Raw genomic sequence first — 20,603 nt, 5'->3', positions numbered from 1 at the left:
GCTTTTAATTTCTTTCTTGCGGAGTGAATTTCGTAAAAGCAAAACGACAACATTATAGTTGTCGTTTTCTATTCTAAAGCATCAATTGATTTGATACGTATCTAAAAATTCCTTTTGGTTTTGGTCTCCGGAACTTGGTATTGGCAATTGGACCTGAACAGGGAGAGAAGCCAGCTGGTAATGCATGTCCGTGTTCGTGTGGACCACGCCAATGTTTTTGGCATAATACTGCGTCGAAACAATTACATCCTGGGCCGGCAAGATAGTCACAGGAATCGAAATCGGGACACCTTGCGGCTGGTAAATCGTGGATATTTTTACATTTAAGATCGTATTTACCGATTTTACATCCGTATATACATCGTTGTTAGGTGAAGTAAAACTAGCCAAGGATCCAACAGCTTTGGAAGTAAAAGTATATTCTATGGTCAGGGGATATCCTTGCACATTTTGCTGAAACGAGCCGGACACGGTTCCCAATACTTCATTTGGCGAAGCACTTTCCTTAAAGGCCGTAAAATCGGAAATGGAAATTGTCAACGGGAACTGGTCTGTAAAATTCAGCCCAATTGTACCGGAAACCAATAGTTTGTCCTCAGATTTCCTAACGCCGTTTTTATTGAGCGAATTGGAATAAAAACCAACAGGCTGCATCTTGGTTTTGAATCTTTTGTAGGCAACAGAATTGATTAATGTATCTCCCGAAATATAAAGCGAATCTCTTCCTACCGGCGTGCCTTCTACATCATAAACCCAAAAATTGCCTGTGCCGGAAGGGTAATAATTCGTGGCCGAAGGTATGTCTTCGCTAGTATTGTCGGAAGAGCAGGATAGGAACAAGAAGCCCAATAACAGTAATGCATAGTTTGTTTTCATGGTGTGTGTTGTCAGGAAATTTAGTGTTGCGAATATACTAAAAATAATAAATCGTCATTTTTTTTGTTAAAATGATAATAAAAATTAAAGCAAAAGATATTGGAATAAAAAAATGCAAATATTATTAGGAATTGTTTTTCGTTCGCAAAACAGAGAGTAATGAAATAATTAATCCAAAAAAACCACCCATTTCGGCCGGATTTTTCTATTTTTATAGCCTTATTGCTTATTTAAGAAATGCAAATTATGAATATCAGACAGTATCTCGATTCTACCTATCTAAAAACGGCTTCCCAGGCGAATATATCTGAAAAGGAAAATAAAGCAGTGGTAAAAGCATTTATCCAGGAAGCCATTGAGGAAGAATTCAAATTGATTATGATTCGCCCCGAAGAGGTAAAATTGGCTAAAAAAATGATAACCGAGGCTGATTCCAAAGTACTCATCGGGACCGTAATTGATTTTCCCAACGGCACTTCGGAAATTGAAGATAAAGTAAGGGAAGCTCTTCAGGTTATTGAAGACCAAGCGGATGAGCTGGATTTTGTAATTAACTACGAAGCCTTCAAAAGAGGTGAAATAAGCGAAATCAAAAAGGAAATTATTGCTTGTGTCCAATTAGGGCTGGCGCATAAAAAAGTTGTCAAATTCATTATTGAAGTAGCGGCGCTCAGCCACCAGCAGATTATCCAGATCTCGGCGTTGATCAAGAATACCGTCATTGCGAACTTTAAGGAGGAGAATTACCAGAATGTTTTCGTGAAGTCATCCACGGGGTTTTATAAAACGGAAGGCGGCCTGCCAAACGGTGCTACAATCCCAACCATTATCCTGATGCTGGAAAATTCCAATCCGCTTCCAGTTAAGGCTGCCGGCGGTGTAAGGACTCTGGAGGAAGCCCTGGCTATGATCCGTCTTGGCGTAAAAAGAATAGGGACATCAGCAGCCAAAGCCATCGCCCACGGTAAAGTGTCGGGTGATAATTATTAAAAAAACCAAAATGAAGAAATATTTTTCAGCCCTTATCGTTCTGCTTTTTGCCCAATTGGCAATGGCTCAAGTAAGCAACCAGGAAAAACCTCCTGTTTTTGAAGCGTGCCGCAATACCCTAAACCAGGAACTTGAAAATTGTTTTTACAATCAGCTCCAGGATTTTGTGTACCATAATTTCCAATTGCCCGAAGCCGCCAAAAAAGATAATTTCAAAGGGAAGATCATTACGCTGTTCGAAGTAGACACTACCGGGACCTTCAAGGTTTTATATGTGGATGCCATAGATGCTTCGCTTATAGAAGAGACCAAAAGAGTTTTCGCTGCGTTGCCAATAATTGCGCCGGCAACCTATAACGGCAGGCCTACTTATGCCAAATATACGCTGACCATCGCCATCCCTTTGCAAAGCGCTGCCGAATTGGCCGAACTCAAGAAACAGGAAGAAACCCAGGTTGCGAATTCTACAAAAGGGCTGGCCAATGCCGAAAATCCTGAATTCGAATCGGTTTCCAAAAACTATAAAAAGTTTGCCAACCCGCAATATACCAGTAACCTTGGAATTCCTTTTTCCCATAATTTCTACACACAGTTCGATGATGAAATGAACCAGATAGGGGCAAACAGCCATACAGCTTCGAAACCTTTTACCTATGCAGAAGTGAGCAAATATTACAATTTGGAACAGGCTCATGAGAAAATAAAGATAAAAAAAGAAGGTTGGTGGGGAAGGAAGCTGTTCAACGAAAACCTTGTAGCCATTCAAGGTGAGGATTATTGGTTTACCATGAACCCGATCTTTGATTTGAGGGTTGGGAAAAGCAATCCTGGTTCGGAAGATTACACGTATGTGAATACGCGCGGTTTGCAAATCCAGGGAGGATTGGGCAAACAGTTGAATTTTACCACAACAGTCTATGAAAGCCAGGGCTTTTTCGCGGATTATTTCAACAGGTATGCCCAGTCGATCAAACCCGGCGGCGGAAACCCTGCTGTTATTCCCGGGATCGGAATAGCCAAGGATTTCAAAGAAACCCAATTTGATTTCCCTTCTGCCGATGCGAATATTACCTACACACCGAGCAAACATATCAACATACAGTTGGGCTACAGTCGCAATTTCATTGGAGACGGTTACCGATCTTTACTGGAAGCGGACGGAGCCAGTCCTTATCCTTTTTTTAAGATAAACACCACGTTCTGGAAGATAAAATATACCAATACCTATATGTGGCTCAAGGATGTCCGCCCGGAAGTGACGGTAGACAAAACATTTGCTACCAAATATATGGCCAACCATTATTTGAGTTACAATGCCACCAAAAGATGGAATATCGGTTTCTTCGAATCCGTGGTCTGGGCCAATGACAATGACCGTGGATTTGATGTGAATTTTGTCAACCCGATTATCTTTTACCGTTCGGTGGAATTCTCTTCTTCTTCCCGTAGCGGAAATGCCGTTTTAGGTTTGACTTCCAAATACAAATGGAACAATTTCATTAATTTATACGGGCAATTTCTTCTTGATGAATTTTCAATAGGAGATATCAAAGCCGGGGAAAAAAGCTGGAAAAATAAATTCGGGTACCAGCTTGGCGCAAAATATTTCAGGGCTTTTGGCGTACCGGACTTATACCTCCAGGCCGAATACAACCATGTCCGGCCGTATGTGTATGCGCACAGCAACGCCCTTACCAATTACGGGCACAACAACCAGAGCATGGGGCATATTTGGGGATCTAATTTTAAGGAGCTGACAGTTATTGCCCGCTATACCCGGAACCGTTTGTTCGCTGATGCCAAATTAAGCGTAGGGATTAGAGGGTTTGATTATGATACGGCTGCCGACGGATTGAATTACGGGTCGAATATTTATAAGGATTATGAAGAAGACAGGGCGTTCGACAAAGGCGTTGTAGTAGGCCAGGGCAATAAAGCCAATATCCTTATTGCCGATATTCAGGCTGGTTATTTGCTCAACCCAAGCGCCAACCTGAAACTTTTTGCCAACCTGATTTACAGGAACTTTTCGCCAAAAATGGATACTGCAACGGTATTCAAGGAAAACACGACTTGGTTTTCGGTAGGTTTGAGGGCAGATGTCTTCAATTGGTATTATGATTTTTAAAAATCAGCAGTAAAGTATGCTTTTTAATTCCATCAGCTTTGCTGTTTTCCTGCCCATCGTTTTTGTGCTGTATTGGTTTGCAACGAAAGGGAATCAGAAAATACAAAATGTGCTGCTGTTGGTGGCCAGTTATTATTTTTACGCTTGCTGGGATTGGAGGTTTCTTTTCCTTTTGGTTTTTTCCACATTGTTGGATTATTTTACCGGACTGAAAATGGCCGAAGCCAAAACCCGCAGGGTAAAATCTTTTTGGTTTTGGTTGAGTATTGTAGTCAACCTGGGTTTTTTAGGCGTTTTCAAATACTATAATTTTTTTGCGGGCTCTTTAGCCGAAGGGTTGTCGCTTCTTGGTTTCGAGGCTGATTTCCGAACACTTCAGGTTATACTTCCCGTAGGGATTTCATTCTATACTTTCCACGGATTATCCTATGTGATCGATATTTATAAAGAAAAAATCAAACCTGAAAAAAGTTTTATAGACTATTCCGTATTTGTCAGTTTTTTTCCTTTGCTTGTGGCCGGCCCCATAGAAAGGGCGACTCATTTACTGCCGCAAATACAGCAAAGGCGGGATTTTAATTATGCCAAGGCAAAAGACGGGCTCCGGCAGATTTTATGGGGATTGTTCAAGAAAATAGTCATTGCCGATAATTGTGCGGAAGTGGCGAACCTGATCTTCAACAATCATGAGGATTATTCGGGAAGCGCATTGGTAATTGGTGCTATTTTGTTTGCATTCCAGATTTATGGGGATTTTTCAGGGTATTCGGATATTGCGTTAGGCACCGCCAGGCTTTTTGGTATCGATTTGCTGAAGAATTTCGCTTTCCCGTATTTTTCAAGGGACATTGCCGAGTTTTGGAGGCGTTGGCATATTTCGCTCTCTTCCTGGTTCCGGGATTACCTGTATATTCCTTTGGGTGGCAGTAAAGGTGGCGCCTGGAGCAAGGTCCGGAATGTTTTTATCATATTCCTGGTGAGCGGGTTCTGGCATGGGGCCAATTGGACTTTTGTGGCTTGGGGATTCGTAAATGCATTGTTCATCATGCCGTCCATCTTGTTTAATACGAACAGGGACAATGTTGATATCGTGGCGCAAGGGAGGATTTTCCCAACAATACAAGAATTCCTGGCGGTTTGCACTACTTTTTGCATGACTGTTTTTTGCTGGATTTTTTTCCGTTCTGAAGATGTAAGCCATGCTTTGAGTTACATTGGAAGAATATTTTCAAAATCACTTTTTACGGTTCCCAATGTAGTACTAGGACACAAATTATGGTTTTTAGTGCCGTTCCTGATTATTGAATGGTTCGGGCGCGAAAGCGAATATGCAATTTCAAAAATAGAGCTGAAATTCCCGGTTTTTGTGCGATGGGGATTTTATTATACGGTAATTGTCGCGGTATTGTATTTTGCAGGTTCCAAGCAACAGTTTATTTATTTTCAATTTTAGGGTATGAAACAATTCTTACGGAGGCTTTTTTTGTTTGTGACGATCCCTTCTGTTTTGCTGTTGGGCGGATACCTGTATTTTGACCCGTTTAAGGTAATCTATACCTATGATCATTATGACCGGACTCCGGTAATTTCGAGCCGTGACTATATTTCTACCGAACAATACCTCAAAAACAAAGACAAATACCATTATAATTCTTTTATTTTCGGAAGTTCCAGGACAATTGCCTTTAAAACAGATACCTGGAAACAATACCTGGATAAAGATGCCGTGCCGTATAAATTTGACGCTTCCGCAGAATCTATCGCGGGGATTGCTTCCAAATTGAAGTACCTGGACAAGGAAAATGCCCCGATTAAGAATGCCTTGATTATTTTATGCAGGGACTGGAGTTTTACGGCTCAAAAAAACCGAACCGAGCATTTGTTCAAAAAACATCCTGCCGTTTCCGGGAAGTCCTGGTTGGATTTTCATTTTGCGTTTTTGAAAGCGTATCTGAACCCGAGGTTTTTATGGGTGTATTATAATTACCAATGGACAGGCCAATACAAAGACTGGATGGTGTATGTGATTGCTGAAGATGCCTTTACGGTAGATCCCGTTACAAACGAAATGACAGAAACCGGCCTTGACCGGAAAATCGAAAAAAATCCCAAACAATATGTAAAGGATTTGGGTGGCGTTTTCTATGACCGGCCCGAAAAAGCAAAAGAAGATTCCATAAGCCGGATAGACAGCGATTACTTAAAGATGCTCCTGGAGATGAAATCCATCCTGGAAAAACACAAAACAAAATACAAAATCGTTGCCGGGCCGTTGTATGAGCAAGTCAAATGGAACAGGAATGATAAAGCTATTCTGGTTAAAATCTTTGGGAATCATTTTTATGATTACACCGGAAAAAACAAGTTTACGGGCAACGAAGAAAATTATTATGAGAACAGCCATTACAGGCCTGTTGTAGGAACGGTTATTTTTGAGGAGATTTTTAGGGAAGAAAATAAAGAGGCTTCCCGTTTGGTTGGGTTGCCAAAGTAAAATATCAAAAAAATATAGATTCAAGATTTCCATATTCTGCATGGTAATTTATATCTTTGCACCAGTTTTTAAAAAAAATCTGCCTTGAGCGCTACGAATTCATCATATTCATTAAAATCCGTTTTTACTGATTTCAAAGAAATTACTAAAGCTGGCCTTGCCATTAGTGTGGTTTTTTCTTCAATAGCGGGTTATTTGCTCGGCGTTCCCGAATTCTCTACCGAAAACATATATGTGCTTATTATGCTGGCTGTTGGTGGCTATTGCATGGTTGGCGCTTCCAATGCCTACAACCAGATTATCGAAAAAGACCTGGATGCCTTGATGGACAGGACCAAAAACCGTCCAATCCCATCTGGAAGGATGAGCGTAAACACAGCATTCATTATTGCTACAGCTTTAACATTGGCCGGATTGGTGATTTTATATTGGATCAACCCCAAAACAGCTATGTTTGGTGCCATTTCGATATTTTTATACACCTGCGTTTACACACCTCTTAAAACAGTGACACCTTTGTCTGTTTTTGTAGGTGCTTTCCCGGGTGCCATCCCTTTTATGCTGGGCTGGGTTGCGGCGACCAATAATTTCGGCATCGAGGCCGGAACATTATTTTTGATTCAGTTTTTCTGGCAATTCCCTCATTTTTGGGCTATTGGCTGGTTTTTGTTTGAAGATTACAAAAAAGGCGGTTTTTACATGCTGCCAACCGGTAAGCGTGATAAGGGAACAGCCATGCAGGTCATTTTATATACGTTATGGCTGGGAGTGGCTTCGGTACTGCCGAGTTTCGGATACACGGGGCAATTGTACCTGACTACGGTTTCGGCTGTAATAGTCGGCCTGTTAGGTTTCTGGATGCTTTTTTATGCTGTGAAACTCTACAAAAACCAAAATGATAAATCGGCAAGAGCGCTTATGTTAGTGAGTGTTTCGTACATTTCGCTACTGCAGATAGTATATATTTTAGATAAATTTTTACGATAAGGATATGGAAATGACAATGTCGGTGCAAGAGCATAACCAAAGAAAAGCAAGGTCTTATAAACTGATTTTGCTGTTTGCGATGCTGAGTATGTTTATGATGTTTGCGGGTTTGACAAGTGCCTACCTGGTAAGTTCTTCGCGAAAAGACTGGATCCACACGATGATAGTGCCGCCGGCTTTTACCATAAGCACGATTTTGATCGTTTTGTGCAGCATTACGATCCATTTGGCTAAAAAAGCAATCCAAAAAGACAACCGAAAGGATACCACAATGTACCTTCTGGCTACTTTAGTGCTTGGTATTGCTTTTGTGTTTTTTCAATTTAAGGGGTTCAGCCAAGTGGTTCAGATGGGGTATTATTTTACGGGAAGCGGAAGTTCGGTAACGTCTTCTTTCCTATATGTACTGACTATTTTGCACCTGGCGCACCTTTTTGCAGGGATGATTTCACTATTAATCATAATTTATAATCATTTTAAACAAAAATACAATTCCACACAATCCACTGGTATTGAGCTTGGTGCGATGTTTTGGCATTTTTTAGATTTTCTTTGGGTATATTTGTTTTTGTTTTTATATTTCGTGAAATAATAAAAAAACGTAAATTTGACAACTTTTTAAATACAATTCTATGGCAACGACAGTTACTACTAGTACTGATGGTAAAACTTGGGGAGGCGGAAATGAGCCGATGGGTGTAAGCTACGGAAAAATGATGATGTGGTTTTTCATCGTTTCCGATGCTTTAACTTTTTCCGGATTCCTTGCGGCTTACGGTTTTTCAAGATTTAAATTTATTGAAACCTGGCCCGTAGCGGACGAGGTTTTTACACACTTCCCGTTTATGCATGGTGTTTCAGCGCCAATGTATTATGTGGCATTGATGACTTTTATCCTTATCTTTTCTTCTGTGACGATGGTGTTGGCAGTTGATGCGGGTCATCAGATGAATAAGAATAAAGTGATACTTTATATGTTTCTGACTATTATCGGAGGTTTGATTTTCGTGGGCTCTCAGGCTTGGGAGTGGAAAAATTTCATCAAAGGGGAATATGGGGCAATCGAAACCAAAGGAGGTTCCATCCTGCAATTCGTGAAAAACGATGCGAACCACAGTAGGGTCGCTTTGGCGGATTTCGCAGCAAACATCCCTACGGAAAGAGTTCAGGATACCAGAAGTAAAGGGATTTGGTTCTTTGATGAACCTGCAATTCCTACGTACACTGTTGAACAGATAACTGAAGGGTTTAAAGCACATCCTGACGTTTTGGTACGTACAGAGGTAATTGATCCTACTACAAAACACAAAACGATCCTTACGCGTGAAGAATCACTTAAAAGAATGGAGACTGCTCATTATGTAGTGGAAGGAGCTAACCTGACCAGAAATGAGTACGGAAGCAAATTATTTGCAGATTTCTTCTTCTTTATTACAGGATTCCACGGATTCCACGTATTTTCAGGAGTATTGATCAACATACTTATTTTCTTCAATGTTCTTTTAGGGACTTATGAAAGAAGAGGTTCTTACGAAATGGTGGAAAAAGTTGGATTGTACTGGCACTTCGTTGATTTAGTTTGGGTGTTTGTATTTACATTCTTCTACCTAGTTTAATTTTTAATCCAAAAAAGAAAGAGTATCATGTCACACGATCACGCACACGAATCAAATGTAGGTAGAATCTGGAAAGTATTTTTCGTCCTTTCCGCTATCACTATTGTAGAAGTTTTTTTAGGGATTACTAAACCTCACGGACTGCATTTTACTAATGTTTTAGGAATGAATCTGTTGAATTGGATTTTCATCATATTGACAATTGCCAAAGCTTACGGGATTATGTGGGCTTTCATGCACTTGGAAGGTGAAAAGGCAGCATTACGTTGGTCTATTGTTGGGCCATTGGTTTTCCTGATTATATATTTAATATTCATTTTGCTAGTTGAAGCTGATTATATTTTTGGAGTGTTTAAGAATTCTACCATTAAATGGAATTTTTAACAACATATTAATTCAAAAAAAAGCTCCCTTATGCGGAGCTTTTTTTATTTTTGTACTCACAAAATAAATTTTTCAGATGAAAAATAAACTGGTCCTCATAAGTCTCCTTGCACTGCCGATTGTTATTTATTTAATTTTTGCCTCTGCTACCCATAATTCACTTTTCTTACCGACTATTTCAAAGAACAACAAAGAACTGCCTAAATGGTCCAGCCTTGACGGAAAGCCGGTTTTCCTCAAAAATAAGATTACTGTTTTAGGATTTGTCGGAAATGATGTCAAGAACAGCGAAGGCAATATTTTCAACCTGAACCAGAAGATATACGACAACTATGTTGGTTTCAAAGATTTTCAGATGGTAATGATTGCCGCAGACGGTAAACAGGACGAAGTGAAAGCGTTGGTGGAGAAATTATCCAATTTTACCGAAAACATGACGGCCTGGAAATTTGTTTTTGCAAAGCCTGAAGAGATCCAGCAGTATTATGATTCTTTTAGGTTAAAAGGGAAGTTAGATGCAAACCTCAATACTTCTGAAGTGATTATTATTGATAAAGACAGGAACCACCGTGGGCGCAAAGGCAAAAATAAAGCCGGGGTGCAGGAATATAAGGAGAGCTATAATACGGTTTCGGCGGCGGACCTGCATAACGAAATGTCAGACGATGTCAAGATCATGCTTCGCGAATACCGTTTGGCCCTGAAAAGAAACAACAAACGCAAAGATTTCCATTTGCATGAAAGTAAATAAAAGATGAAAAATAAATCATACATAGGAACGGCTTTTATCATCCTTGTTTTCGGGATTTACAGCATTCCCAAAATCGTGGACAGGATCAAGAACAATGATGTTGTCAAGTCCGACCGGCTCAATAAAGTGGCCGAAGGCGAACCGGTGAAAAGCGATTTGTTTACGGTACATCAGGCGCCTCAGTTTTCCCTGACAGACCAGGACAACAAAACCATCACAAACCAATCATATGCCGGGAAAGTCTATGTGGTGGAATTTTTCTTTTCTACCTGCCCAAGTATCTGCCCGATCATGAACAGGAATATGAAAACCATCCAGGAAAGTTTCGGTGCTAACACGAATTTCGGTATTGCATCTATCAGTATTAACCCTGAAAACGATACGCCGCAGGTTTTGAAGAAGCATTCGGAAGATATTGGTGCCAAAGGAGCCAACTGGCATTTCCTCACCGGAGACCGCACGAAAATATTTGACCTGGCGAACAAAGGTTATAATTTATATGCAGGAGAAAACAGCAAAGTCAATGGAGGTTTTGAGCATTCGGGCCTATTTGCCCTGATCGATAAAAAAGGGAATATCCGTTGCAGGAAAGACCAGTTCGGGAACCCGATTGTCTATTATGACGGGTTAAAAGAAGAAGGAGTAAAACAAATCAAGCAGGACATCACTAAATTATTGGCAGAATAATGGAAAATAACAGTACAGAGAAAAAATACAATGTTTGGATTACCATTCTATCAATTGCTATTCCTTTGGTAGTAGCGTTGTTGTTTGGAGTGAATTTAAGGAAATTGGGCTATGATGTAAAGCCATTGTCGTTTTTGCCTCCTATTTACGCTACCATCAATGGTATAACGGCAGTCGTTTTGGTATGGGCTGTAATTGCCATTAAAAACGGAAAAAGGAAACTCCACGAAAACCTGATGAAAACGGCTATTGCGCTTTCGGTGGCTTTTTTAGCGATGTATGTGGCGTACCATATGACATCCATTGAAACAAAATTCGGAGGAACGGGAATTATCCGGCCTATTTATTTTTTCATCCTGATTACCCATATCCTGCTGTCTATTGTCATTATACCTTTGGTATTGGTCACTTATGTGCGTGCGCTTTCGCAGCGTTTTGACAGGCATAAGAAGATCGCGAAAATCACCTTCCCGATCTGGTTGTATGTGGCTGTAACAGGCGTAATTGTGTACCTGATGATCTCACCTTATTATGTTAAATAAAGAAAAAAATAAAGCAAAGAACAAAGAGATAAGACGTTTTACGGTAAGCGTCTATTTTCTACTTTCCATTTTCTTTTCTCTTCAAAGTTATAGTCAATGTGCCATGTGCCGTGCTTCTTTGGAAAGTTCAGGCGATACTGGCCAGGCACAGGCGGTCAATGACGGAATCGTATACCTGATGGTAATTCCGTACATCCTGGTAGCCCTGATAGGTTTTGCGATTTATAAAATGTTCCAAAAAAAGAAAAACAGTTCTCATTAAGAGATCCTGGTTTACATCCCATTCACATTGACCTTTACGTTTCCGGTAATGCTTAAAAAAGCGATGATGGCATTATTGGTCAGCTGTACTTTCTCAAAAGCAATATCATTCAATTGCCCGTTTACAAAAACACCCTGTGTCGGGGAATAATTCTTAAGATACTTTAAGATGTTCTGCTTTCCTTCTTCCAGGTTGGGTTGGATGGAATAGCGGCAGTTTTCACGGATTTTATTTAAAATCATGCCACTCGCCAGCCAGTTCGCGGTTTTCATTAGCCGGCTTTTGGTTTCCAGGGCATAATCCAGGTCGTCAAAAAAGAGTTCTTTGGTTTGAGGATTATATTGTGGGAAGCCAGCCAGGTAAATTCGGCCGTTTACACTTCCAAGCATATCCAGCGCAATAATCATTTTGCCTCTTTTATGCCAGATTTCCACATTTTGGATAATCACTTTCCGCTTTCCGGAACCGAATTCTTTTCCTTTAAAATTGGCGGTCATCACTTTTGAAGCATCTTGATAGGTTGAAACGGCTGTAATATTTGCCGCAACCCGGTCCGGTAAATTGGAAATGGGCTTCAGGAGGATTTTTTCCTTGGAGAAACTCGATTTCGGTTTTTGCCCGATGCTGGATTCGATAAGGCATTTTAGTCCCACGCTCAATTCTACCGCATTTTTCTTGAGTTCGGCATCCGTAGCATACAATTCCTGCGGTGTTACTTTCAGCCAGGTTTGATAGGTAGGGCTTAATTCGACCGGGTCACTTACTTTTTTCATCATATCGAGCATATTCGATTTGAAATCAAGGGTTTTGTCCAGCGACTCGTCTATTTTACGCTCAATTTTGGACCGGAACATTTTAATAGTCGGATTTATGAGGTACGTAATGGCGATTTGCTTTCCGGCGATGGTTATTGTTGGGCTTTCTTTCCAATCGATAGTACCTAATTCCGTTACCGAACTGACCTTCCAATTGTTCATTTTGACATCGCTCATTAAAGTCAGCGTCCCGTTCAGGTTAAACTCGCGGGTATCGTACAGGTTCATTCCCAAGGCAGAAGTTCCGTATTTTACTTTGGCCCAGACCTTGAGCGGCAATGTGATTTTTAGTTTTTTGTCTTCTTCCGAAATCAATATGGGGTCGTTCTTCCATATTTTCATTTCGGTTTTATCGTCTTCCAGGTTATGGTCTTCGTAAATTAATCCGTTGAGTGCCTTGTTGGTTTGGTTTTCGATGTCCTTAAGGGTCAGGCTGACAGGAAAACTGATATAAGAAGGAGTTACGGTATAGGTAAGCGGCAGTGCTTCATCCGGTTCCGGCTTCATGAGTTCGATTTTTTGAGTGGAGGAACAACCATTGTTCAATGCTGCCAAAGTCATTAAAACCGCGGCACAGAATATATTTTTCATGAGATGGTTTATAGTTTTCAAGACAAATGTAAAATTATTTTCCAAAAAATTGCAGGAGGAATCTGTAACAAATTACAAGTGTATCGGACTTATTGAGGAAAAAGGATACGATTTAAATGACAAGAAAGATTTAAATTGGCCTTAAACCGACCAAAAATTTCCATTTTTAATATGAAACAAAATACAAAAGGTTTATTGTTATTAGCAGTAACATTTATTTTTTCGACATTTTCCTTCGGCCAGGCCAAGAAATGGACATTGGAAGAATGTGTTGCCTATGCAATCGAACATAATATAACCATAAGGCAATCCCAATTGGACAAGCAGCTTTCGGATATTTCCAAAAAAGATGCGATCGGACGGTTCCTTCCATCTGTAAACGGGCAGGCTTCGCATTCCTGGAGCACAGGTTTGAGCAATGACCCGCTAACCGGTGTCAAGCAAAACCAGACCACTGAATCTTCTAATTTCGGAGCGTCTGCCAGTGTTGATATTTACAAAGGGTTGCAAAACCAGAACGAATTGAGGAAGGCCAAACTTTCGATCATCGCTTCCCAATACCAACTCACAAAAATACAGGAAGATGTTTCCCTGAATGTGGTGAATGCTTATTTGCAGATCCTTTTCAATAAAGAAAACCTGAAAGTACAACAGGAACAATTGGCTTTCGATAACCAGCAATTGGAAAAATCAAACGAACTGGTTGAAGCGGGAGTCATCCCTAAAGGAGACCTGCTCGACGTAAAAGCGACGGTTGCAACAGATAACCAGCGATTGATTGCGGCGGAAAATGCATTGTTGATTTCAAAATTAAGCCTTGCACAGTTATTGCAGCTTGAAAATTTTGAAGAGTTTGATATAGTGGAAGCCGATACCACTTCGGAAGAAAGTACAATCCTGATGGAAGATCCCAAGGTCATCCTGGGCAAAGCTAAAGAAACCAGGACCGAATTGAAATTGGCCCAGACCAATGTCCAGATTTCGGAAAAAGACGTGAAAATTGCAAAAGGCGCTTACCAACCGAGTTTATCCGCTTCTTATAATATAGGAACCAGTATATTGCATCGTAATACATTGTTTGACAGTAGTTTGATTCCTTCTTTTTCAGATCAGTTCAAAGACAACTTGGGGCAGAATTTCGGATTGTCGTTAACCGTCCCGGTTTTCAACGGGTTTTCGGCTAGGAATAATGTCCTGCGTTCCAAAATTGCACTGGAACGGTCTAAAATTGCATTGGAACAACAGGAACTCGATTTGGAAAGAACCGTTTTTACCGCTTATACCGATACAAAAGGCGCACTAAAAACACATGAGGCGGCAGTAGCGACACTTGAAGCCAGGGAAGGGGCTTTTCAGTATGCGAAAGAACGCTACGAAGTAGGCCTGATGAATGTTTTTGATTTTAACCAGGCACAAACGCTGTATGTAAATGCGCAATCAGAAGTATTGCGTACCAAATACGATTATATTTTCAGGACAAAAATATTAGAATTCTATTTTGGGATTCCCATTATTAAAAAGAATTAAATGAAAATAAAATTGCTGTTTGCGTTGTTGGTTCTTTGTAATTTTTCGTACGCTCAAACCAATCTGAGAAATAAGGTGAGGACTTCCGGCCAGAATTTCTATGGAAAATTGACCTCGGATGAATTTATGGAATTTAAGTTTTTCGTATCTTCTGAAACAGATAGGGAGGTTTCTGACAGTACCAATTACATCATTAATTACAAACAACCTGTCGGGGATTGTTTTTATGATCAATATAGAATGGACGATTGCGATCATTTATGGTATGAAGAAAATATATACAGTTTGCTGCCATTTGATGAATCTGTCCTGAATTTGTATTTTCAGCATAAGGAAATCAAAAACAAAAATGCAAAAGAATGCCTTACTCACTATGATACGGATAATTACCTGTATTCACATTTCTTTGAGAAGAGTGATTTGTGTTGGGGCTTGATAATAGTAAACAATAAAGGGGAATTTCGGGTTTTAATGGGAGAATATCTAAAAAAAGATGTTCTTCAATTGATGAAACAATTAAAAATATAATAAATCGGCCATGACAAAGAGAACAAAATATGTCTTATCAGGAGTAACAGTAGCAATAATAGGGCTGTTAGTATTATCCAAAGCGGGAGTTTTTGGGGAGAAGAAAAAAGGGACGGAAGTTGAAATTGCCAAAATCGAGCAGCGGACCATCGTGGAGACCGTTTCGGGGACAGGTAAGATACAACCTGAAATCGAAGTTAAAATTTCCTCTGAAGTTTCGGGAGAAATCATAGCCTTACCCGTAAAAGAAGGCCAAACCGTAAAAAAAGGAGACCTGTTGGTACGCGTTAACCCGGAGTTGTATACCTCAGGTTTGAATCGTTCCCAGGCCGGATTGTCTAACACCAAAGCCGGTTTGAGCCAGGCGGATGCGCAATTTAAAGAGGCGAAAGCGAATTACGAGCGTAATAAAAGATTATTTGACAAAGGAATCATCTCAAGAGCGGAATGGGATAAGTCTGTTGCTGCTTTTGAAGGAGCGCAGGCCGGAAAACAAGCGGCTCATTATAATGTGGAAAGTGCTGCCGCGACAGTAAACGAATCCAGGGAAAACCTTGGTAAAACAGCAATTTACGCTCCTGTTGACGGAACCATTTCAAGGTTGGATGTAGAGTTGGGCGAGCGTGTTTTAGGAACACAGCAAATGGCCGGGACCGAAATGATGCGTGTGGCGAACCTTAATAATATGGAGGTTGAAGTGGATGTAAACGAGAACGATATCGTAAAAATAGAAATAGGGGATTCTGCAAAAGTGGAAGTAGATGCCTACCTGAAAAAGGAATTCAAAGGGATCGTGACCAGTATTTCCAATTCCGCAAGTACGGCTCTATCTGCAGACCAGGTAACGAATTTTAAAGTCAAAGTAAGGATATTGAAAGAATCATATGCTGATTTGACAGCGGGAAAACCTGCTAATTTCTCTCCTTTCCGCCCGGGAATGACTGCCACGGTGGATATCATTACGACCCGCAAGGAAAATGTTGTAACGGCTCCGATCAGTGCGGTTGTAATGCGTACCGATACAACTTCTGCCCGCAAAATTGTTGCCGAGCAAACCAATGATGATTCGGAAGGACAAGAAGTAACAAAAGCAAAAAATGAAAAAAGATTTGAATGTGTTTTCGTAAAATCGGGGAATAAGGTAAAATTGAGGATCATTACCACCGGAATCCAGGATGATACTTATATAGAGGTTCTTTCTGGATTGAAAAGCGGAGAAACCATAGTTACAGGCCCATATACGGTTGTTACAAAAGAATTGAATCCCGGAGACGAGGTTTATGTAAAAACCAAAGAAGAAATGGCGGCCGAAAAGAAAAAAGAGAAAGAAGCCAAAAGCTAATGGGACATAACCACAAGTAAAAGCTCTATTCCTGATTTGGGATGGGGCTTTTCTTTTTTAAGAATCATCTTTGTACATTTGCGGTATTGAAACCATATATACATGACTTATATCTTATCGATAGAAACAGCTACCAGGAATTGTTCCGTTGCATTGTCCCAAAACGGGGAAACCATTGCCTGTAGGGAAATCTCCGAGGACGGGTATTCGCATGCGGAAAAACTGCATGTTTTTATCGAGGAAATCGTAAAGGAAAATAACATCCGCTTCCAGGATTTGTCCGCTATTGCAGTAAGCCAGGGACCTGGTTCTTATACCGGTTTACGTATTGGTGTTTCGGCTGCGAAAGGATTGTGCTATTCGTTAGGAATCCCTTTGATTGCCATCGATACTTTAGAAACATTGGCCAAACAGCTCACTGTCACGGAAGGAGTCATTATTCCGATGCTGGATGCCAGAAGGATGGAATGTTATACAGCGGTATTTAATTCGAAACACGAAAAGATACGGGCTGTAGCGTCGGAAATCATTGATGAGCATTCGTTTTCGGACATTTCAGGGATCATCCACTTTATAGGAGACGGCGCGTCAAAATGCAAAAGCGTCCTAACGGATCCTAAATTTGCGTTCCATGATGCTATTGTGTTTCCTTCGGCAAAAGACATGGGTGTTTTGGCCTATGAAAAGCATAAAAAAAGCGACACTGTAGATGTCGCCTATTTTGAGCCTTTTTACCTGAAGGATTTTATGATGACCGGTCCTTCAAAATAATTAGTTGGCCGGTTCGTCCGGAGTTTTCTCTTCGGTAGTATCGTTTGCGAAGTTGTTTATTTTCTCCTCGGCAGTATCTACGGCATTATGGGCCGCTTCTTCCGCTTTATCAACAGCGAAGCCTGTTTTTTCCTTGATTGTATCTACAACATTGTCGATGGCTTCGGTAGCCTGAGGGACAAATTCTTTTACCTTTTCACCGGCGTGTTCTGCAAAATCCTCCACTTTGTCAATTATCGGAGCGGCGGTTTCTTTTGCTTTAGCAATGGTATCGTCTGCAAAATCACTTACTTTATCCGTGATTTCCTCTACTTTTTTAGAACCGAATAAGTTCTTGAAAAAATTTCCTATTCCCATGATGTTTTATTTTTGGTTAATACTAGTAATATTACGAAAAAAAATCTTACGAAAAACAAAAAAGCACTTCCCGGATTGAAACACCGGTTTGTGCTTTAGTATATCTTATTCGATTTCGAATGTTAGTTTCAGGTTCACACGATATTCAGTGATTGAGCCGTTGGTTACCTGGGCACTTTGGTCCTGGACATATACAGAGCGGATGTGCTTTACGGATTTGGATGCTTTCTCCACTGCTTTTTGCGCGGCATCTTCCCAGCTCGTTGGAGAGCTCGATAAAACTTCAATGACTTTTAATACTGACATAACTTATTGTTTTTAAAGTTTATAGCTAATAAAATTAACAAAATAAAACTTAAAAAACAAAGGTTTAGGCATTCAATGCTTCTACTTTGATATCCTGGTCGTGGAGCATTTCCTTCAACATATTCTCGATTCCGTTTTTGAGTGTGAATGTTGACGACGGACATCCGCTGCAGGCGCCTTGCAATATTACTTTTACTTTTTTGTCATTTTCCGAAAATGAATCGAAAAGGATATTTCCACCATCGGCAGCAACAGCCGGCTTGATATATTCTTCTATAATGTTGATGATTTTCTGCGAAGTGACATCCAGGTTGTCAAAGTTGGCAATCTGCTGTTTTTCCTGCTTGTCCGAAGCCACTACTTTGGTCTCATCCACAACAATATTTCCGTTTTCGATAAACTCCCGGATAAAAGTGCGCAATTCCTGCGTGATTTCCTGCCATTCGCTTACGGCATATTTTGTGATCGAAATATAATTCTCATCAATGAAAACTTCTTTTACAAAAGGGAATTTGAATAATTCTTTAGCCAAAGGAGATGCTGTTGTTTCATCAATGTTTTTGCATTCCACGATGGTTTTGGTCAGGAGTTTGCTTGCCACAAATTTCATTACAGAAGGATTTGGCGTGCTTTCCGCATATACGGTTACGGGTGTTTTTTTTGGGACTTCAGTTGCTTTTACCACTTCTCCGCCGCTGTTTACATACGTTTCCATCTGATCTGCCAAAGCATGTTTTACGTCGTCCCATTCCACAATGCTGAATTTTTCGATGGCAATGAAATTCCCTGATATATAGACTGTTTTTACAAATGGAAGGTAAAATAATTGTTGTGCCAAAGGTGAATTGGCGCATTCGTCTATGTTTTTATATTCAAAACTTTGGTTAGGGCATATAAAATAAGAGAATTCGAATTTTAAAATATTAGGATTTTGTGTATTTTTTATAGTAACAAGCTTCATTTTATCGATTTTTTACAAAATTAACAAACAAAATTTACATGAAAGTGTATATTTGAAGATTTAAAGATTTATTTAACTTTTGTTATTAATAAAAATTTGCCAATGAAAAAACTTTACCTATTAACCTTCCTGCTCTTTGGACTGACCACCCAAGCCCAGTTAATTCTGGAAAATGTATTTGTTGATCCTGGAGGAACGCTGCCACCGGTATACGTTCCGAATAAATCACCTGCACAGATTGTTACCCAGGATTTGGTGGGCATGGGAGTTACACCTTTCAATATCAAATTTAGAGGTGATGCCGCAGCTGCATTGGTACCTTCAAAGCAAGTGGATAAATTCTCCACCAACTTTAACTTGACAAGTCTTGGCTTTTTGCCAAATTATGATGCCAATGGCATTAGGATTTTCGATAATTCCCCTAAAGGCATGTTGATGACAACCGGAGAATCTTCCGTTGCCCTTGGGCCCAATAATAATGGGTCAAAATCGATAGATGTCCCTGAATCCGCTACTGGAGATCCTGATTTAAGGAAGATTACAACCAATGATGTCGAGCACGCTTCTATAGTGGAGTTCGATTTTATGGCAACAGGTCCCGTACTGAATTTTGATTTTATTTTTGCCTCGGAAGAATATCCTGAATATTCATTGAGCCCGAATGTTAATGATGTTTTTGGGTTTTTCTTAAGCGGCCCTGGTATCGTACCTGATGTCATTGCTCCCGACGTTACGCCTAGTTTTACTAACAATGCAAAAAATATTGCCCTTATACCCGGGACTACAACACCTGTATCTATTTTTAACGTAAATCATGGTTTGAATAATACCGGAGCTTGTACCAATTGTCTTTATTATGTTAATAATGGACAAGGAACTTCACCGGCAGCAAATACAAGCATCCAGTATGATGGTTTCACTACTGTGCTAAGAGCTACCGCTGATTTGCAATGTGGGCAGATATACCATATTAAGCTAGCTGTTGGAAATGTAGGAGATAATTTGTTTGATTCGGCGGTTTTTCTGAAAAACTTTCAAATAGCCCCAATGAAGCTGACAGATGCTCTTGGAAATCAGATAAACAATGTTGTTATTGGTTGTTGGGATGATGAAGTTACAATCAATTCCGGTATTCCAGCCGGTACAAATACCTTTACATGGACTCATGATACTGTTTTGATGCCGGGAGTTACTACTCCTTCTATTACTGTCACCGAGAATGGTGTATACGAATTAACTGTATACAGCGCAACGGGATGTCTAATTGGCAAGGACGATATCACTGTTAACAGGACTCCTTTTCCGCTCCGCGAGCCGTTACCGAAAACGATATGCGTTACAGGAACGGGGCCCTACTCTTTTAATATCGACCAGACAGCTTATATGCTAAATGGATTAAGCGCATCAGATTATACAATTACTTATTATACTTCGCTTTCAAATGCTGAAAATGGAATATCTCCAATTCCTATCGGTAGCTTAACATCTTATTTGAGTGCAGGAGCAGGAGAATTGATTTGGGTGAAAATAGAAGATTTGTTTGTAAACGGATGTATCGGTTATAGAAGCTTCCCATTAAATGCTGTTTCGACTCCTTCGGGCACGTTTTCTTATACTGGCAGTCCTTACTGTTCTGATGTGACAACGCCTCAGCTTCCGACTTTATCGGGATTGACTTCCGGGGGTAC

General features: G+C 40.2%; 22 protein-coding genes. 17 read left to right on the top strand and 5 right to left on the bottom strand.

Going from position 1 to position 20,603, the window contains the following annotated elements; all coding sequences use genetic code 11:
- Positions 1-81: 81 nt before the first annotated feature.
- The gene (locus tag E4635_RS05485; RefSeq protein ID WP_135525625.1) at positions 82-876 is read right to left on the bottom strand and encodes a hypothetical protein; all 795 of its coding nucleotides are present in this window, start codon (positions 874-876) and stop codon (positions 82-84) included.
- Positions 877-1,122: 246 nt separating this feature from the next.
- Here E4635_RS05485 and deoC point away from each other — a divergent pair, with 246 nt between their 5' ends.
- From deoC to E4635_RS05425, 12 genes are all read left to right on the top strand, one after another.
- The gene (deoC, locus tag E4635_RS05480) at positions 1,123-1,866 is read left to right on the top strand and encodes a deoxyribose-phosphate aldolase (RefSeq protein ID WP_135525624.1); all 744 of its coding nucleotides are present in this window, start codon (positions 1,123-1,125) and stop codon (positions 1,864-1,866) included.
- Between the two features lie 10 nt (positions 1,867-1,876).
- Entirely contained in the window at positions 1,877-3,994 is a 2,118-nt protein-coding gene (locus E4635_RS05475) for a gliding motility protein RemB (RefSeq protein ID WP_135525623.1), read from the top strand.
- Between the two features lie 16 nt (positions 3,995-4,010).
- Entirely contained in the window at positions 4,011-5,447 is a 1,437-nt protein-coding gene (locus E4635_RS05470; RefSeq protein ID WP_135525622.1) for an MBOAT family O-acyltransferase, read from the top strand.
- Between the two features lie 3 nt (positions 5,448-5,450).
- Positions 5,451-6,488, top strand: coding sequence for a hypothetical protein (locus E4635_RS05465; RefSeq protein ID WP_135525621.1), 1,038 nt, complete (start codon positions 5,451-5,453; stop codon positions 6,486-6,488).
- Positions 6,489-6,572: 84 nt separating this feature from the next.
- Entirely contained in the window at positions 6,573-7,475 is a 903-nt protein-coding gene (gene cyoE, locus E4635_RS05460) for a heme o synthase (protein ID WP_135525620.1), read from the top strand.
- 4 nt (positions 7,476-7,479) lie between these two features.
- The gene (locus E4635_RS05455; protein WP_135525619.1) at positions 7,480-8,067 is read left to right on the top strand and encodes a cytochrome c oxidase subunit 3; all 588 of its coding nucleotides are present in this window, start codon (positions 7,480-7,482) and stop codon (positions 8,065-8,067) included.
- A gap of 40 nt (positions 8,068-8,107) precedes the next feature.
- The gene (locus E4635_RS05450) at positions 8,108-9,091 is read left to right on the top strand and encodes a cytochrome c oxidase subunit 3 (RefSeq protein ID WP_135525618.1); all 984 of its coding nucleotides are present in this window, start codon (positions 8,108-8,110) and stop codon (positions 9,089-9,091) included.
- Positions 9,092-9,118: 27 nt separating this feature from the next.
- Positions 9,119-9,475, top strand: a complete 357-nt coding sequence (locus E4635_RS05445; RefSeq protein ID WP_135525617.1) for a cytochrome C oxidase subunit IV family protein — start codon at positions 9,119-9,121, stop codon at positions 9,473-9,475.
- A 76-nt stretch (positions 9,476-9,551) separates the two neighbouring features.
- Positions 9,552-10,226, top strand: coding sequence for a hypothetical protein (locus E4635_RS05440; protein ID WP_135525616.1), 675 nt, complete (start codon positions 9,552-9,554; stop codon positions 10,224-10,226).
- Between the two features lie 3 nt (positions 10,227-10,229).
- Complete coding sequence (locus E4635_RS05435) at positions 10,230-10,913, top strand: SCO family protein (RefSeq protein WP_135525615.1); 684 nt, start codon at positions 10,230-10,232, stop codon at positions 10,911-10,913.
- Positions 10,913-11,455, top strand: coding sequence for a DUF420 domain-containing protein (locus E4635_RS05430; RefSeq protein WP_135525614.1), 543 nt, complete (start codon positions 10,913-10,915; stop codon positions 11,453-11,455). The genes E4635_RS05435 and E4635_RS05430 overlap by 1 nt, the downstream gene beginning before the upstream one ends.
- On the top strand, positions 11,445-11,717 hold the full coding sequence (locus tag E4635_RS05425) for a hypothetical protein (RefSeq protein WP_135525613.1): 273 nt from the start codon (positions 11,445-11,447) through the stop codon (positions 11,715-11,717). The genes E4635_RS05430 and E4635_RS05425 overlap by 11 nt, the downstream gene beginning before the upstream one ends.
- Positions 11,718-11,728: 11 nt before the next feature.
- Here E4635_RS05425 and E4635_RS05420 read toward each other — a convergent pair whose 3' ends face one another.
- Positions 11,729-13,123, bottom strand: a complete 1,395-nt coding sequence (locus tag E4635_RS05420; protein WP_135525612.1) for a DUF4403 family protein — start codon at positions 13,121-13,123, stop codon at positions 11,729-11,731.
- A gap of 171 nt (positions 13,124-13,294) precedes the next feature.
- Here E4635_RS05420 and E4635_RS05415 point away from each other — a divergent pair, with 171 nt between their 5' ends.
- The 4 genes from E4635_RS05415 to tsaB all read left to right on the top strand — a co-directional run bounded on the left by E4635_RS05415 (position 13,295) and on the right by tsaB (position 17,291).
- Complete coding sequence (locus tag E4635_RS05415; RefSeq protein WP_135525611.1) at positions 13,295-14,650, top strand: TolC family protein; 1,356 nt, start codon at positions 13,295-13,297, stop codon at positions 14,648-14,650.
- Positions 14,651-15,178 (top strand): hypothetical protein, encoded by a 528-nt coding sequence (locus E4635_RS05410; protein WP_135525610.1) that lies wholly within the window; start codon positions 14,651-14,653, stop codon positions 15,176-15,178.
- A 10-nt stretch (positions 15,179-15,188) separates the two neighbouring features.
- Entirely contained in the window at positions 15,189-16,520 is a 1,332-nt protein-coding gene (locus tag E4635_RS05405) for an efflux RND transporter periplasmic adaptor subunit (protein ID WP_135525609.1), read from the top strand.
- A 102-nt stretch (positions 16,521-16,622) separates the two neighbouring features.
- Positions 16,623-17,291, top strand: coding sequence for a tRNA (adenosine(37)-N6)-threonylcarbamoyltransferase complex dimerization subunit type 1 TsaB (tsaB, locus tag E4635_RS05400; RefSeq protein WP_135525608.1), 669 nt, complete (start codon positions 16,623-16,625; stop codon positions 17,289-17,291).
- On the opposite strand, the gene E4635_RS05395 is transcribed toward tsaB, so the two are convergent.
- From E4635_RS05395 to E4635_RS05385, 3 genes are all read right to left on the bottom strand, one after another.
- A complete protein-coding gene (locus E4635_RS05395) occupies positions 17,292-17,648 on the bottom strand; it encodes a YtxH domain-containing protein (protein WP_135525607.1) in 357 nt (118 codons plus the stop codon).
- A 105-nt stretch (positions 17,649-17,753) separates the two neighbouring features.
- Positions 17,754-17,954 carry a dodecin family protein gene (locus E4635_RS05390; protein WP_135525606.1) on the bottom strand — a complete coding sequence of 67 codons (201 nt, stop codon included), beginning with the start codon at positions 17,952-17,954 and terminating at the stop codon, positions 17,754-17,756.
- 64 nt (positions 17,955-18,018) lie between these two features.
- Positions 18,019-18,915: a NifU family protein gene (locus E4635_RS05385; protein ID WP_135525605.1), complete on the bottom strand. Its 897-nt coding sequence runs from the start codon at positions 18,913-18,915 to the stop codon at positions 18,019-18,021.
- A gap of 102 nt (positions 18,916-19,017) precedes the next feature.
- Between E4635_RS05385 and E4635_RS05380 the strand changes: the two genes are divergently transcribed.
- Positions 19,018-20,603, top strand: a 1,586-nt coding sequence (locus E4635_RS05380; protein WP_211518735.1) for a choice-of-anchor L domain-containing protein, incomplete at its 3' end; no start/stop codon positions are given.

This window comes from Flavobacterium humi (assembly GCF_004745595.1).
In the GTDB taxonomy this organism is placed as follows: domain Bacteria; phylum Bacteroidota; class Bacteroidia; order Flavobacteriales; family Flavobacteriaceae; genus Flavobacterium; species Flavobacterium humi.
Note: the sequence above shows the minus strand (reverse complement) of the source record. Positions and strands in the feature narration are given on the sequence as shown.